Annotated in this window: 12 protein-coding genes and 1 pseudogene; 10 read left to right on the forward strand and 3 right to left on the reverse strand. The window is 69.4% G+C overall.

Annotation, left to right across the window (positions count from 1 at the left end):
- Positions 1-7: 7 nt before the first annotated feature.
- From M6G65_RS09220 to M6G65_RS09250, 7 genes and pseudogenes are all read left to right on the forward strand, one after another.
- The gene (locus M6G65_RS09220; RefSeq protein ID WP_250103848.1) at positions 8-508 is read left to right on the forward strand and encodes a c-type cytochrome; all 501 of its coding nucleotides are present in this window, start codon (positions 8-10) and stop codon (positions 506-508) included.
- A pseudogene (locus M6G65_RS09225) lies at positions 505-1469 on the forward strand (hypothetical protein). The gene M6G65_RS09220 and the pseudogene M6G65_RS09225 overlap by 4 nt, the downstream one beginning before the upstream one ends.
- The gene (locus tag M6G65_RS09230; protein ID WP_238195734.1) at positions 1462-1974 is read left to right on the forward strand and encodes a hypothetical protein; all 513 of its coding nucleotides are present in this window, start codon (positions 1462-1464) and stop codon (positions 1972-1974) included. The pseudogene M6G65_RS09225 and the gene M6G65_RS09230 overlap by 8 nt, the downstream one beginning before the upstream one ends.
- The gene (coxB, locus tag M6G65_RS09235; protein ID WP_238195846.1) at positions 1971-3053 is read left to right on the forward strand and encodes a cytochrome c oxidase subunit II; all 1083 of its coding nucleotides are present in this window, start codon (positions 1971-1973) and stop codon (positions 3051-3053) included. Before M6G65_RS09230 ends, coxB begins: the two co-directional genes overlap by 4 nt.
- Positions 3054-3087: 34 nt before the next feature.
- Positions 3088-4785, forward strand: coding sequence for a cytochrome c oxidase subunit I (ctaD, locus tag M6G65_RS09240; RefSeq protein ID WP_238195733.1), 1698 nt, complete (start codon positions 3088-3090; stop codon positions 4783-4785).
- Entirely contained in the window at positions 4782-5459 is a 678-nt protein-coding gene (locus tag M6G65_RS09245) for a cytochrome c oxidase subunit 3 (protein WP_238195732.1), read from the forward strand. Before ctaD ends, M6G65_RS09245 begins: the two co-directional genes overlap by 4 nt.
- A complete protein-coding gene (locus M6G65_RS09250) occupies positions 5456-5752 on the forward strand; it encodes a cytochrome C oxidase subunit IV family protein (protein WP_238195731.1) in 297 nt (98 codons plus the stop codon). The genes M6G65_RS09245 and M6G65_RS09250 overlap by 4 nt, the downstream gene beginning before the upstream one ends.
- Before the next feature lie 238 nt (positions 5753-5990).
- Here the strand turns inward: M6G65_RS09250 and M6G65_RS09255 are convergent, their stop codons facing one another.
- Positions 5991-6686, reverse strand: a complete 696-nt coding sequence (locus M6G65_RS09255) for a DUF4142 domain-containing protein (protein WP_238195845.1) — start codon at positions 6684-6686, stop codon at positions 5991-5993.
- A gap of 353 nt (positions 6687-7039) precedes the next feature.
- Here M6G65_RS09255 and M6G65_RS09260 point away from each other — a divergent pair, with 353 nt between their 5' ends.
- Entirely contained in the window at positions 7040-8092 is a 1053-nt protein-coding gene (locus M6G65_RS09260) for a LacI family DNA-binding transcriptional regulator (RefSeq protein ID WP_238195730.1), read from the forward strand.
- A 589-nt stretch (positions 8093-8681) separates the two neighbouring features.
- Here the strand turns inward: M6G65_RS09260 and M6G65_RS09265 are convergent.
- Positions 8682-9407: an SDR family NAD(P)-dependent oxidoreductase gene (locus M6G65_RS09265; RefSeq protein WP_238195729.1), complete on the reverse strand. Its 726-nt coding sequence runs from the start codon at positions 9405-9407 to the stop codon at positions 8682-8684.
- Positions 9408-9558: 151 nt separating this feature from the next.
- Between M6G65_RS09265 and soxR the strand changes: the two genes are divergently transcribed.
- Positions 9559-10035 carry a redox-sensitive transcriptional activator SoxR gene (gene soxR, locus M6G65_RS09270; protein WP_238195728.1) on the forward strand — a complete coding sequence of 159 codons (477 nt, stop codon included), beginning with the start codon at positions 9559-9561 and terminating at the stop codon, positions 10033-10035.
- Between the two features lie 620 nt (positions 10036-10655).
- Positions 10656-11612, forward strand: a complete 957-nt coding sequence (locus M6G65_RS09275) for a helix-turn-helix domain-containing protein (protein WP_283214837.1) — start codon at positions 10656-10658, stop codon at positions 11610-11612.
- A gap of 222 nt (positions 11613-11834) precedes the next feature.
- Here M6G65_RS09275 and M6G65_RS09280 read toward each other — a convergent pair whose 3' ends face one another.
- A complete protein-coding gene (locus M6G65_RS09280) occupies positions 11835-13580 on the reverse strand; it encodes an ABC transporter ATP-binding protein (protein ID WP_238195726.1) in 1746 nt (581 codons plus the stop codon).
- Positions 13581-13582: the final 2 nt, after the last annotated feature.

Consider the following 13582-nt stretch of genomic DNA (forward strand, 5'->3'; position numbering starts at 1 on the left):
GCTCGCGATGACGGCGGCGTGCCTCACCGCCTGCGACGACCCGTCGATGCGGGTGCAGAACCGCTACGAGGTCTACGGCAAGGCACCGCTCTTCCCGGGCGGGGCCGAGACGCAGACGCCCGCGCCGGGGACCGTCGCGCAGGGCGACGCGGCTTACGATGCCGACCTCGACACGCCGCCCCATCTCGACGCGGCGCTCCTCGCCCGCGGCAAGGAACGCTACGAGGCGATCTGCACCCCCTGCCACGGCCATTCCGGCCACGGCGACGGCATGATCGTGCAGCGCGGCTTCCCGCCCCCGCCCTCCTTCCACGAGGACCGCCTGCGGGTGGCGCCGGCCCGCTACGTCGCCGACGTGATCACCAAGGGCTACGGGGTGATGTACCCCTACGCCAATCGGGTCGCGCCCCGGGACCGCTGGGCGATCGCCGCCTATATCCGCGCCCTGCAGCTCTCGCAGGGCGCGCGGGTCGCCGACGTGCCGGGCCTCGCGGAGCGGCTGCCATGATCGAATCCCTGGCCCGGGGCTGGCTTCTGGCCTGGCTCGTCTGGAGCGCGGTTCCCGTGGGCAGCCTCGTCCTGATGCTGATCCACCGGGTCACCGGCGGCCGCTGGGGCGAGGCCCTGGCCCCCGCCCTGCGCCCGGCCGCCGCCTTGATGCCGCTGGCCGCCCTGGCGTTCCTCGGCGTGGGCGTCAGCCTGCCCGCCCTCTACCCCTGGGCGGCCGATCCTGGGACGGTGAAGCCGGACATCGTCCAGCTCTACCTCGACCCGGCCCTGTTCGGCCTGCGGGCGGCCGTTGCGCTGGTCGGCTGGTCGGTCCTCGCCCTGTTGTGCCTCGCCGGCCGCTGCTCCCCCTCGCGGCGGCCCTGGGCCTCAGCTTCTACGGCCTCACGATCAGCCTCGTGGCGGTCGACTGGATCCTCTCGGTGGAGCCGCACTTCACGTCCTCCGCCTTCGCGGCCAACATCGCCCTCCACCAGATCCTGGCGGCCCTGGCCTGGGCCGCGATGGCGAGCCCGCCGGGGCTCGACGAGGACCGCGCCTCCGACCTCGCCGGGCTGATCCTCGCGACCCTTCTCGGGGTCCTCTACCTGGGCCTGATGTCCTACATCGTCGCGTGGTACGGCGACCTGCCCGAGAAGGCGGCCTGGTACCTGAAGCGCGGCACCGGCCCCTGGATCGCCGTCCTCCTCGCGTCGCTGGCGACCGGGGGGCTCCTGCCCTTCGCGGCCCTTCTGTTCGCCCGGATCCGGCGGAGCGCCGCCGCCTTGCGGGTCGTCGGCCTCCTCGTGCTGATCGGGGTCGCCCTGCACCTCGCGTGGTACGTCCTGCCGGCCTACGAGTCCGGTGCGGGCGCCGCCGCCGCGTTCGCGGTCCCGGGTCTCGCGCTGCTGGCCCTGGTATCGGTGCCGGTCGGCCGCCGCCTCGCCCGGATCGGACCGTCGCGGAGACCGCACCATGCCTGAACAGGCGGCCGACGGCCAGCTGCATACCGGCGTGCACGACGACGCCGTGGGCCACGCCCGCCCCGGCACGGAGGCGGCGACCCTCGCCCTGCGCCCGGTGCTGCTCACCGGCCTGTTCATCGTGCTGTTCGTGGGCGCGACGCTGGCGGGCCTGCGCCTCTACTACACGCTCACCGTGAGCCTGCCGCTCATGCGGCCGCCCCGCACCTTCCCGGAACCGCGCCTGCAGCGGGCACCGGCGGGCGATCTCGATGCCTTCCTCCGAGACCAGAAGGCGCGGCTCGCCGGCTATGCCTGGATCGACCGCGACAGGGGCATCGCCCGCATGCCGATCGATGCGGCGATGGCCCGCCTCGCCGCGGAGGGCGATGCCGGCTTCGCCGCGCCCGCCCAGCCCGAGCAGGTGCCGCCGCTCGGGAGCCGCGGCGGCGCATCGAGTGCCCTCCCCGCGCCGGACGGGCAGCCCGGCAGCCACCAGCGCGCCGCCTCCGAGGGGGCCCGCTGATGGAATCGCTGATGCCGGCCTGGCTGATGCCCATCGCCGCCTCCACGCAGGCCGCCAAGGTCGACCGGATCTTCCTCGGCCTGACCCTGATCTCGGCCTTCATCGTGCTCCTCGTGGTCGGCCTCCTGGTCACCTTCGCGATCCGCTTCCGCCGCGGCTCGAAGGCCGACCGGGGGCCGCTCCCCGAGGTCGTCTCCCGCGAGTTCGAGATCGGCTGGACCGCCGCCACCCTGTTCATCTTCGTGTTCATCTTCTGGTGGGCGGCCTCGGCCGAGATCGGGGCCTTCTCGCCGCCCAAGGACGCGCTCGAAGTCCACGTCGTCGGCAAGCAGTGGATGTGGAAGACGCAAAGTTCCAACGGCGCCCGCGAGATCAACGAGCTGCACGTGCCGGTGGGCGTGCCGGTGCGCCTGGTCCTGACCTCGCAGGACGTGATCCATTCCTTCTACATCCCGGCCTTCCGTCTGAAGCGCGACGCGGTGCCCGATCAGACCACCGAGGCGTGGTTCCAGGCGACCAAGACCGGCACGTTTCAGCTCATGTGCACCGAGTATTGCGGCACCGACCACGCCCGCATGCTCGGCCGTGTGATCGTCATGGAGCCGCAGGATTACGCGGCCTGGCTCTCGGCCCAGCCCGAGGGCGACGACCTCGCCCATCAGGGCGCGCGGCTTTTCTCGGAGCGAGGCTGCTCGGGCTGTCACGCGCCCGGCTCCGCCGTGCATGCGCCCAGCCTCGCCGGCATCTGGGGGCAGGCGGTGCAGCTCGACGGCGGCAAGCTCGCGACCGTCGATGCCGCCTATGTGCGCGACTCGATCCTCCAGCCGAAGCGGGACATCGTGGCGGGCTACGCGCCGGTCATGCCGAGCTACCAGGGCCTGCTCTCGGACGGCGAGATCCAGGCGCTGACCGCCTATATCCGCTCGCTGGGCGCGGGGCCGCGAGAGATCCGCACGCCCGGCCTGCCTCCGCTGTCCTCGCGGGTGCCCGGCACGGCGCCCGAGCGCAGCCCCGCGATGGTGCCCGGCGCCCCCGTCGCCGACACGCCGGCCCCCGCCGGACCGGCGGTGCGGCCGTGATCCCCGCGCAGACATCCCGATCCGGAGTGCCCGCATGAGCACGCGCGTCGCCGAGAGCCCGGCGAGCCTCGCCGACCCGGACGAGCTCGCCCTCGGCCTGCCCGAGAGCTACCTGTCGGCCGGCGGCACGTTGGGATCGTGGCTCACCACCACCGACCACAAGCGCATCGCGATCCTCTACGCCCTGTCGGTGACGCTGTTCTTCTTCATCGGCGGCGCAGCCGCCACGCTGGTGCGGCTGGAGCTGTTCACCCCGCAGGCCGACCTCGTCGGCGCCGACACCTACAACAAGCTGTTCACGCTCCACGGCGTGATCATGGTGTGGTTCTTCCTGATCCCGTCGATCCCCACCACCTTCGGCAACTTCCTGCTGCCCCTGATGATCGGGGCGCGGGATCTGGCCTTCCCCAAGCTCAACCTCGCGAGCTGGTATCTCAACGTCATCGGCGGCCTGATCACCGCCACCGCGGTGCTGGCGGGGGGCATCGACACCGGCTGGACCTTCTACGTCCCCTACTCCACCACCTTCTCCAACACGGCCGTCACGATCGGCGTGCTCGGGGTGTTCGTCTCAGGCTTCTCGACCATCGCCACGGGGGTGAACTTCATCGCGACCACGCACCTGCTGCGGGCGCCCGGGATGACGTGGTTCCGCCTGCCGCTGTTCGTCTGGGCCATGTACACGACGAGCATCATCTTCGTGCTGGCGACGCCCGTGCTGGCGCTCACGATCCTCCTCGTGGTGGCCGAGCGATCCTTAGGCCTGCCGATCTTCGATCCCGCCCGGGGCGGCGACCCGATCCTGTTCCAGCACCTGTTCTGGTTCTACTCGCACCCGGCCGTCTACATCATGCTCCTGCCCGGCATGGGCATCGTCTCGGAGGTGATCACCTGCTTTGCGAGGCGGCGGATCTTCGGCTACGACTTCATGGTCTACGCCCTGGTGGCGATCGCGGTGATCGGCTTCTTCACCTGGGGCCACCACATGTTCACCTCGGGGATGTCGCCCTACGCGGCCCTGATCTTCTCGTTCCTGTCCTTCGTGGTCGCGGTGCCCTCGGCCATCAAGGTGTTCAACTGGACCGCCACGCTCTACCGCGGGCAGGTCGGGTTCGAATCGCCGATGCTCTACGTGCTGGGCTACATCGGCCTGTTCACGGTCGGCGGCCTGACCGGGCTGTTCCTGGCCTCGATCCCGATCGACGTCCACGTGCAGGACACCTACTTCGTCGTCGCGCATTTCCACTACATCATGGTCGGCGCGACCGTGTCGGCCTACTTCGCCGGCCTGCATTTCTGGTGGCCGAAATTCACCGGGCGGATGTATCCCGAGGTCTGGGCCAAGTTCGCCGCGGTGCTGATGTTCTTCGGCTTCAACCTGACCTTCTTCCCGCAATTCATCGCGGGCTATCTCGGCATGCCGCGGCGCTACCACGTCTATCCGCCGGAGTTTCAGGTCTGGAACGTGCTCTCCTCCTCCGGGGCGGCGGTGCTGGCGGCGGCCTACCTGATGCCGCTCGGCTACCTGACCTGGTCGCTGTTCTTCGGGGCGCGGGCGGTGAACGATCCGTGGAACGCCTCGGGCCTCGAGTGGCGGACCACCTCGCCGCCGCCGCGGGACAATTTCTTCGGCCACCCGGCGGTCCTCGGCAAACCCTACAACTACCATCCCGAGGGCGCGGAGCCGGTGCACGACCAGCCGCGCATGCCCTCGCAGGGCTCGCTGACATGAGCGACCCCGCCATCGTCCCCGAGGCGCTGCTCCGAGAACCCTGGGACGGGCTCAGGCTGTCCGAGGATGAAGCGCTGTCCCGGCAGCGCTTCGGCGCGACCTTCGGCATCTGGATCTTCATCGCCAGCGAGGTGCTGTTCTTCGGGGCGCTGTTCCTGTTCTACGCCGCCGTGCGGGCCGAGCACGCGGAGGCCTTCGCGGCCGCCGCCCGCGAGACCAACATCGTCTACGGCACCCTCAACACCGCGCTCCTGCTGACCAGCGGCCTGACCGCGGCGGCGGCCTCGCGCGCCTCCGAGCACGCCTCCTTGAGCCGGATGACCCTCTGGTGCCTCGCGGCAACCGCCCTCCTCGGCCTCGCCTTCCTGGCGGTGAAAGGGCTGGAATATCGCGAGGACATCGCCGGGCACCTCGTGCCGGGACCGGGCTTCAAGCTGCCGGAGGCGCCCGCGCAGCTGTTCTTCGGCTTCTACTGGCTGTCGACCGGCATCCACGGGGTCCATCTCGCCATCGGCATCGGCCTCGTGGCGCGGCTGATCGTGATCGGCTGGCGCGACCGGGACCGCCTCCCCGGCAATCCGCAGGTCGAGGTCGCGCTGCTCTACTGGGGGTTCGTCGACATGGTCTGGCTGTTCCTCTACCCGGCCCTCTACCTCGCGGGGCGCGCGGGATGAGCGACGGCGTCTCCGCGGGCACGGTCTGGCGCCACGTCCTGCCGGTCTGGCTCGGCCTGATGGCGCTGCTGGCGCTGAGCTGCGCCGCCGCCTACGCGCCGCTGGGCGCCTGGACCGTGGCGGTCAGCTTCGGCATCGCCGCCACGCAGGCCGGCCTCGTCGCGCTGCTGTTCATGCGCCTCGACCGGGCGAACGCCCTCATCCGCCTCACGGCGGCCTGCGGGCTGTTCTGGTCGGCGATCCTGTTCTCCCTGAGCCTCGCCGACGTGCTGAGCCGCCTGACGCGGTCCTGATCTCCGGTCCTGGGGGTCGCCTCGACCGGAGACCGACCGAACGCGCCGCGCTCCTGAATCGGTCGCAGGATCGTGTGGCGGCCATCACCCGGATGGGGGATGTGCCGCCCCGGGACGGCCGCTAGGGTCACGCCATCTCCGAGACGAGACCACCTTCAAGCCCGCCCGGCTTCTGCCGCGGCGGGCTTCTTCTCGGGTTCGGCGCGGTGCCCGCGCCGAACCGGGTCCCGGCCCCGCGTCAGCCGGGCTGCTGGCCGCCCATCCGCGCCTGCATGCGGGTGAGCTGGGCGATGTGCAGGTTGATCAGCGGCAGCGCGCCCCGGGCGATCCGGCGCAGGCCCGGATCCTCGCCCGACTGGGCGTAGCTGCCGTGGATGCCGAGCGCCTCCTGGTGGCCCTGGAGCGAGGCGTTCACGAAGGTCGCGTCGTATTGCGGTCCCGGCGGCATGCCGGTGAGCTGCGAGAGGATCTGCGCCTTCTGCGCGTCGGTGGTCATGCCCTGGGGCGACGCGACGCCGAGACCCCCGGCGACCCCGCCCGCAACGCCGCCCGCGACGCCGGCCGCCGTGTTCACGGCGGCGCCGGCCACCGCCACCGGTGCCGCGACAAGGCCGCCGATCAGGCCGCCGGGGCCGGCGGCCGCGGGGCCCGGAGCCGGGATCGGCGCGCCGCCCGTATAGGCGCTGATCTTCCGGGACAGGTTCACCTGCTCGATCACCTCGGCGCGGGAGAACTTCCTGACCATCGGGTTCGTGGTCTTCTCGTGGGCGTCGCGGGCCGTGTTCTCCAGGAACAGGCCGCCGGCGGTCGCCATCTGGAGATAGGCGCCGGTGGGGATCGCGCCGGCCGGCGTGACCTGCGCGATGGCGGTGCGGGTGAGCGCCAGGGCCGCGGTGGCGCCCAGCATGGTGGTGAGGATGTCGCGACGGTGCATCATAGGACAGGTTCCAATGGGATGAGGCACCCGACGCCCCGATCATCGCTGAGGTGCTGCTTGGCGAACCTCACGACGCGGACAAGGTTCCTGCTCAAGCTCCCGCAACGCGCGCCCGGATCAGCGGGTCGATCTTGGCGATACCGGCTTGGCGAGACCGTTCTCGTGTCAGATCTGCCGGTATTCATCCTATTCGCCGGTGTCTCCACGCTCGGTGTGCAGCTTTATCTCCGATCCGGCCGGCTCTAGACTGGCCGATCGGACGAGGCCGCGTTCGGGCTTCGCGCGGCACCGCGCGTCCGGGGCGCGCCGGCCCTGCCGGATGAACCGGGGCTGAGGTGACGATGGGCCAGATGACGATCAAGGATGTCGCGCGGCGGGCCGGCGTGAGCTTCCAGACGGTCTCCCTGGTCCTGAACCATCCCGAGAAGGTCGCTCGGACCACGCGCGAGACCATCGAGGCCGCCATGCGCGACCTGGAATTCGTACCGAGCCTCGCGGCCCGCTCGCTGCGCAAGAAGCCGAGCCGCAGCATCGCCTGCGTGTTCGCCGTGGGCGCCCGGCCCGATGACGCGGCCGGCCTGATGCAGGAGACCGACGAGGGCCTCCTCCTGCAGGCCTTCGCGACCGTGACCGACCAGCACGGCTACACGCTGATCCACCGGCGCTGGTGCCGCGACGCTCCCGACGGCTTGAGCCGGATCACCGGCCTGGTCAGCGAGGCCCGGGTCGACGGCATGGTGGTCTTCGCGGAGTGTCGGGACGACCCGCTGATCGCGATGCTGCAGGCCAAGCGCTTCCCGTTCGTGGTGTTCGGCCTCGACGCGCCCGGCGCGCATTTCGCGGCGCGGGCCGAGCGCGACGCGGTCTACGAGGCGGTGCGCTACCTCGCCCGGACGGGCAGCCGGTCGATCTGCTTCCTCAAGGGCGCGCAGGACGGGCGGCGGTCGCCGACCGTCGCCGAGCGGTTCCGGGGCTACCGGGACGCGCTGGCGGAAGCGGGGCTGCCCCTGCGCGACGATCTCGTCGTCCCGTGCGGCTGGACATCCGAGGACGGCTATCGCGCGACGCTCAGCCTGCTCGACCGTCCGGATCGACCGGACGCGATCGTGGCGGCGGACGACCGGGTGGCCTTCGGGGTGCTCAAGGCGCTGCACGATCGCGGCGTCCACGTCCCCGGGGCGATCCGGGTCGTCGGCTTCGACAATTGCGTCCAGAGCGCCTTCACGATCCCGAGCCTCACCTCGATCGAGGGGCCGACCCTGGAGATGGTCCGGTTCGCCTTCGCGACGCTCGTGGAGGTCATCGAGGGCACGCGCACGCCGGACGACCTCGCGCAGAAGCTGTTCCCCACCCGCCTCGTCGTGCGCGAGTCCACGGAGGCGGGGACACGGCCGCAGCTTTAGTGGTCGAAATCCGACGCTTGGTACCCGCCGTCCGGTCTGCTTCCGACCCAACTCAGCGATTTATAGGCTGTCGTGAGCATCCTGGAAGCGGACATATGCTCCGCCGCTCGTATGCCGTGATGCGCCCTCGACGGTCGAGCGAACGGCCAGTGTCGGGCCGGGTCGCCGCGAACCGACAGCATGACCTCACCGCACCATGCCGCCGGAAGGCGCTGTCGACCGGTCTGCGCGGGCGGCGGCGGAACACAGGCCGGTCGATGCACCGCACGTTCGTGGAGCGAACGCGCGATCGCAAGATGACGTCCCGGGCGTCGTCGGGACAGTCGCACTTGGCGTGCTCGTTCCCTTCTGGGTCTGACCTGATCTCTACGCCGGCACGGTCACGGCACCGTCCCGTCAGGCAGGCCGCCCGAGAGACCTTTGCCGCCGCTCTGGGTGGCCTTCGTCAACGCAAAGCTGAGGACTGCTGGCGGCCCTGCGCGTCGGCGATGGCGGCGTACGCGCCCGGGAGCTTGGACAGGTCACCGACGATCCCACTCGGGCCTGCGCGTTGCCTTGTGGAAGCGCGGTCTCTGGAAAGCTGCGATGCTCACCAGGGCAATGCGCCCTGTTCGTTCGCGAAGCTGCCGGTCGGGCCATCCTCGCCGAGGAGCGCATACCGGATCGCGACCACTGCCGCCTGATCGGGCGTGCGGGTGCCGGCGTAGTTCGTCGCTTCCGTGGCCGTGTAGCCGGGGCAGATTGCGTTGACCTTGATCTTCCTGTCCCGAAGCTGTCCCGCGTAGCTCAAAGTCAGGGCGTTCAGGGCGGCCTTCGACGCCTGATAGATCGGCATCGCGAAACCGGCGAACGCCCAGTTCGGGTCCGACCGCAGGCCGAACGAGGCCAGCTCTGACGAGACGTTGACGATGCAGCCGCGCCCCGACGCTTCGAGCAGGGGCACCATCGCGTCGGTCAGCAGGAGCGGCCCGAGGACGTTGACCGACATGGTCCGCCGCAGGCGGTCCGCGGCGGTGAGCATCGGGTCGTGATCCACGCCGATGCCGGCATTGTTCACCAGGGCGTCGAGAGAGCCGTAGCCCTGCTGGATCATCTCGGCGAGACGCGTCACGCTTGCCGCCGAGGTGGTGTCCAGCTCGACCGGGCGGACCGGCAGCCCCTCCGCCCGCAGGGCGTTGCAGGCGGCCTCGCCCTTGCCGATGTCGCGGCATCCAAGCAGCACCTGCGCGCCCTGCCGGGCAAGGCCCGTGGCGATGGCGAGCCCGATGCCGCGGTTGGCGCCGCTGACCAGGGCGAGGATGGGTTTCGTGCTCATGTCGTCGTCCGCTCCGTCAGAACCGGAGGCGCGCCCACCCATGAACCAGCAGAAGCGTCGACCCCGGAGGCACCCCGGCCTCCCGGCCCGGGGACTTGCACCGGCAAGTCGACAGCCCGTATGAAACCTCAAGCTCACTTGAGGTCAAGCGATGTCCGCATCCGCGGTCCGGCGCACCGCGCTGCCCGAGTTCCTCACAGTCGGCGAGGTCGCACGGCGCAGCGGCGTGGCGGTCTCGACGGTGCATTTCTACGAAGCGAAGGGGCTGATCGCGGCGACCCGCAGTGGTGGCAACCAGCGGCGCTTCTCGCGCGATGTGCTGCGCCGGGTGGCCATCATCCGGGTGGCACAGGGTTTCGGAGTGTCGCTCGCGGAAATCGCGGACCTCCTCAAGCCGATCCCGCCGGGCAAGCGTCCCACGGCGGCGCAGATCCGCGCGATGGTCGGCGGCTGGCGGGCGATGCTTCAGGCACGCATCGATGGGCTGGCCCTGCTGCGGGACCGCCTGGACGGGTGCATCGGCTGCGGCTGCCTCTCCCAGACGGAATGCCCGCTGCGCAACCCGCTGGATCGGCTCGGGAGCGAGGGGCGCGGGCCCGTGCTTCTGCAGCGCACCAGCCGTCTTTGAGGAGCAGCCTCAGACGTTCAAGCTTGGCGGGGTTCGCTTTGGGCGAACGCCAACGATTGTCATCCCATCTGTTTTGGCCTGCTGAACACTCGTAGGCTTTTCCAGCAGATCTCCCCCGAAGCTGCCATTCCGGCTCCAGCCGAACGTCGAACGTCCGCTCTTTAAGTCTGGCGCTCGCACGCTCACGGGCAAAACATCACCCTGTGGGGCCATTCCGGATCCGGTCCATGCCGGCCGCGCCAGCGGCTATCCGCGCCGCTCGAAAGCAGCCGTTCGTCGGCCGCACGTCGATTTTAGCTCGGAACGGTGAGTGAGCCTCTGCGGTGCAGCCAAGGTCGGCCGGTCAATCCAGCAGCAATTGGCAGGATCTCAGCCGGCGATGCAATTTTATCAAATGAGTATGATATCCAACTACTATTATAATCGCCGATATATACGTGATCATCCCAACGATACAACAGACCCGTGACCCATCGCCTTTATCAGAAGGCTACTTTAAGTTGCCAAAATTAGGCTTTTTGACATTTCAGACATTCGATAATATGTGTCTTTTCAACTATGTGCCGTTGCAGATAACAAATCCTTGAAGCGGCAAAACGATATTTCACACAATCGAACAAATGCACACACTGTTTACAACGGAGAGCTTTCATCCTCGCGACAGATTTGGACGTTGGTGCGATGCGATATCCGATATGCGCGTGCCGACCGAGCTGAAGCGCCTGAGCGATGATCCATTCGGCGGTAAGCTCGAATTTGCCAGGATAGGCTCCATCGAAGCGATCCGCTCTTCGCATAGCTCTTTACGCGCTGAGGCGACGCCCAATCTGGTCCGGCGTCATGGTCAGGAGAACGCCGTTGGAGTCTTCCTCCGACTCGCGGGAGTTGCAAAGACCAGCCAATCCGACAGGACCTCCGTGCAACGTCCCGGCGACCTCGTGGTGCTCGACAGCAATCCGGCTGCGCAGGAGTACGCCTCGGGCAGCCAGATGCTCACCCTCCACATCCCCCGTGAGCGGCTGGAGACTTTTCTCGGCCCAGCCCGTCTCTACAGCGGGCTGACCATCGGTGCGGACCTCGGCAGCACAGCCTTGGCGACAGGCTTTCTGACCGAATTGATGCGTGTCGGTCACCGGCTCGCGCCGGACGTCGCGGACCGCATGTCGGCGATCGGCGTCGATCTGATCGCGGCCAGCATCGCCGAGCGCTTGGCACAGGAGCTGTCTCGCCCCTTGCATGAAGCGGTCACGGTCCAGCGTGCCAAGACCTATGTCGAGGCTCACCTAGGCGACCCGAACTTTGGGCCCCCGGAACTCGCCGCGGCTGTCGGCGTCTCGTTGCGCAGGCTGCAGGAGATGTTTCATGAGCGTGGCAGGCACGTCTCCGACTACATCTGGGAGCGTCGCCTTCTGAGAGCAGGCCACCAGCTGGGCAGCGTTGAGCACGACCATCTGCCGATTGGCACAGTGGCGTATAGCTGTGGCTTCTCCAGTCAGGCTCACTTTTCCCGCCGCTTCAAGGCGCAGCATGGACTGACGCCCACTGAGTTCCGGCAGGCGTCCCGGCTGAGATCCTGATCGCTCTCCGGCTCGGAAGAGCGGCGGTGCCTCCCACCTTGGAGCCGGGCTCCACGGTCCGCTTTTCGTCATTGCTGTCCGAAAGCGGATTGGCAGAAAGCCACCCCTCTCGGACGCCGCGAGTAAGGACCGAGCGTCGGATTTCGACCACGCGCAGGCTGCCGCAAAGACGGGGATGCTGCTGCCTGTCCGGCCTCTACCCGGTCGGTGCCGCGTGCCGCCCTACTCCGCGGCGAGGACCGGGTTGCCCTCTCCGCTCCCGAACTGGGCCGCGTGCAGGCGGCTGTAGGGACCTGCCGCGGCGAGAAGCGCCGCGTGCCGGCCCTGCTCGACCACGCCGCCCTCCCCCAGCACGACGATCCGGTCGGCGTCCCGGATCGTGGCGAGGCGGTGGGCGATCACCAGGGTCGTGCGCCCGCGGGCGAGCTCGGCGAGCGCCCGCTGGATCTCCCGCTCGGTCTGCGTGTCCAGCGCCGAGGTCGCCTCGTCGAGGATCAGGATCGGCGGGTTCTTCAGGAACACCCGTGCGATGGCGAGGCGCTGCTTCTGCCCGCCCGAGAGGCGCACGCCGCGCTCGCCCACCACCGTGTCGAGCCCCTCCGGCAGGCTGTCGAGGAGCGCGCCGAGCCGGGCGCGCCGGGCCGCCGCGTCGATCTCGGCCTCGGTGGCGTCGAGGCGGCCATAGGCGATGTTCTCCCGGATCGTGCCGGCGAACAGGAACACATCCTGCTGCACGATGCCGATCTGGCGGCGCAGGCTCGCCAGGGTAATGTCGCGGATGTCGATGCCGTCCACGGTGATGCGGCCCGCCTCGACCTCGTAGAAGCGCGGCAGCAGGGCGCAGAGGGTGGTCTTGCCGACGCCCGACGGGCCGACGAACGCCACCGCCTCGCCGGCCGCCACCGCGAGGTCGAGGCCGGTGAAGACCGGGCGGCCGGGACCGTAGCCGAACCCCACCCCCTCGAAGCGGATGTCGCCGCGCAGGGATTCGACCGCGCGGGCGTCCGGCCGGTCGGTGATGTCGGGTTCGGTGGCGAGCAGCTCCTGGTAGCGGCGGAAGCCGGCCACGCCCTTTGGGTAGGTCTCGACCACGGCGCCGATCTTCTCCAGCGGCCGGTAGAACACCCCGACGAGGAGCAGGAAGCCCACGAAGCCGCCCGGCGTCAGGTCGCCCCGGACCACGAAGGCGGCACCGCCCAGCAGCACCGCGATCTGGACGAGGCGCAGGCCCAGGTAGTTGATCGACAGGCCCGCGGCCATCAGCCGGTAGGCCTCGAGCTTGGTGTCGCGGTACCGGGCGTTGTCGCGGGCGAACAGGGCGCGCTCGTGGGGCTCGTTGGCAAACGCCTGGACGACCCGCATGCCGCCGACATTCTCCTCGATCCGGGCGTTGAAGGCGCCGACCCGGCCGTACTGCGCCTGCCAGTTCCGGGTCATGCGGCCGCCATAGCGGATCGACACGAAGGCGATCACCGGCAGGATCGCCGCGGTGATCAGCGCCAGCGGCGCGTGGACCATGAGCATCAGCGCGAAGGCGCCGACGAGCGTCATCACGGCGATGAACAGGTCCTCGGGCCCGTGATGGGCGACCTCGCCGATCTCCTCCAGGTCCTTGGTCACCCGGGCGACGAGGTGGCCGGTCTTCTGGCCGTCGTAGAAGCGGAACGACAGCTTCTGCAGGTGGTCGAAGGCCCGCGCCCGCATCGTGGTCTCGATGTTGATGCCGAGCACGTGGCCCCAGTAGGTGACCACCACCATCAGTCCGGCATTGGCGACGTAGACCAGCGCCAGAGCCGCGGCGGCGAGCAGGATCAGGCCCCAATCCTGCCGGGGCAGGAGGCTGTCGATGAAGCCCTTCACGGCCACCGGGAAGCCGAGCTCCAGCAGGCCCGACAGCACCGCGCAGCCGAAATCGACCAGGAACAGGGTCCGGTACGGCCGGTAATAGGCGAGGAAGGCCTTCAGCATCG

Source organism: Methylobacterium tardum, from assembly GCF_023546765.1.
Classification (GTDB): Bacteria; Pseudomonadota; Alphaproteobacteria; order Rhizobiales; family Beijerinckiaceae; genus Methylobacterium; species Methylobacterium tardum.

Bases quoted from the DNA above. Each gene is read 5' to 3' on its own strand.
- M6G65_RS09220 (WP_250103848.1), top strand. From the start codon at position 8: ATGACGGCGGCGTGCCTCACCGCCTGCGACGACCCGTCGATGCGGGTG.
- M6G65_RS09230 (WP_238195734.1), top strand. From the start codon at position 1,462: ATGCCTGAACAGGCGGCCGACGGCCAGCTGCATACCGGCGTGCACGAC.
- ctaD (WP_238195733.1), top strand. From the start codon at position 3,088: ATGAGCACGCGCGTCGCCGAGAGCCCGGCGAGCCTCGCCGACCCGGAC.
- M6G65_RS09245 (WP_238195732.1), top strand. From the start codon at position 4,782: ATGAGCGACCCCGCCATCGTCCCCGAGGCGCTGCTCCGAGAACCCTGG.
- M6G65_RS09250 (WP_238195731.1), top strand. From the start codon at position 5,456: ATGAGCGACGGCGTCTCCGCGGGCACGGTCTGGCGCCACGTCCTGCCG.
- M6G65_RS09255 (WP_238195845.1), bottom strand. From the start codon at position 6,686: ATGCACCGTCGCGACATCCTCACCACCATGCTGGGCGCCACCGCGGCC.
- M6G65_RS09260 (WP_238195730.1), top strand. From the start codon at position 7,040: ATGACGATCAAGGATGTCGCGCGGCGGGCCGGCGTGAGCTTCCAGACG.
- M6G65_RS09265 (WP_238195729.1), bottom strand. From the start codon at position 9,407: ATGAGCACGAAACCCATCCTCGCCCTGGTCAGCGGCGCCAACCGCGGC.
- soxR (WP_238195728.1), top strand. From the start codon at position 9,559: ATGTCCGCATCCGCGGTCCGGCGCACCGCGCTGCCCGAGTTCCTCACA.
- M6G65_RS09275 (WP_283214837.1), top strand. From the start codon at position 10,656: ATGCACACACTGTTTACAACGGAGAGCTTTCATCCTCGCGACAGATTT.
- M6G65_RS09280 (WP_238195726.1), bottom strand. From the start codon at position 13,580: ATGCTGAAGGCCTTCCTCGCCTATTACCGGCCGTACCGGACCCTGTTC.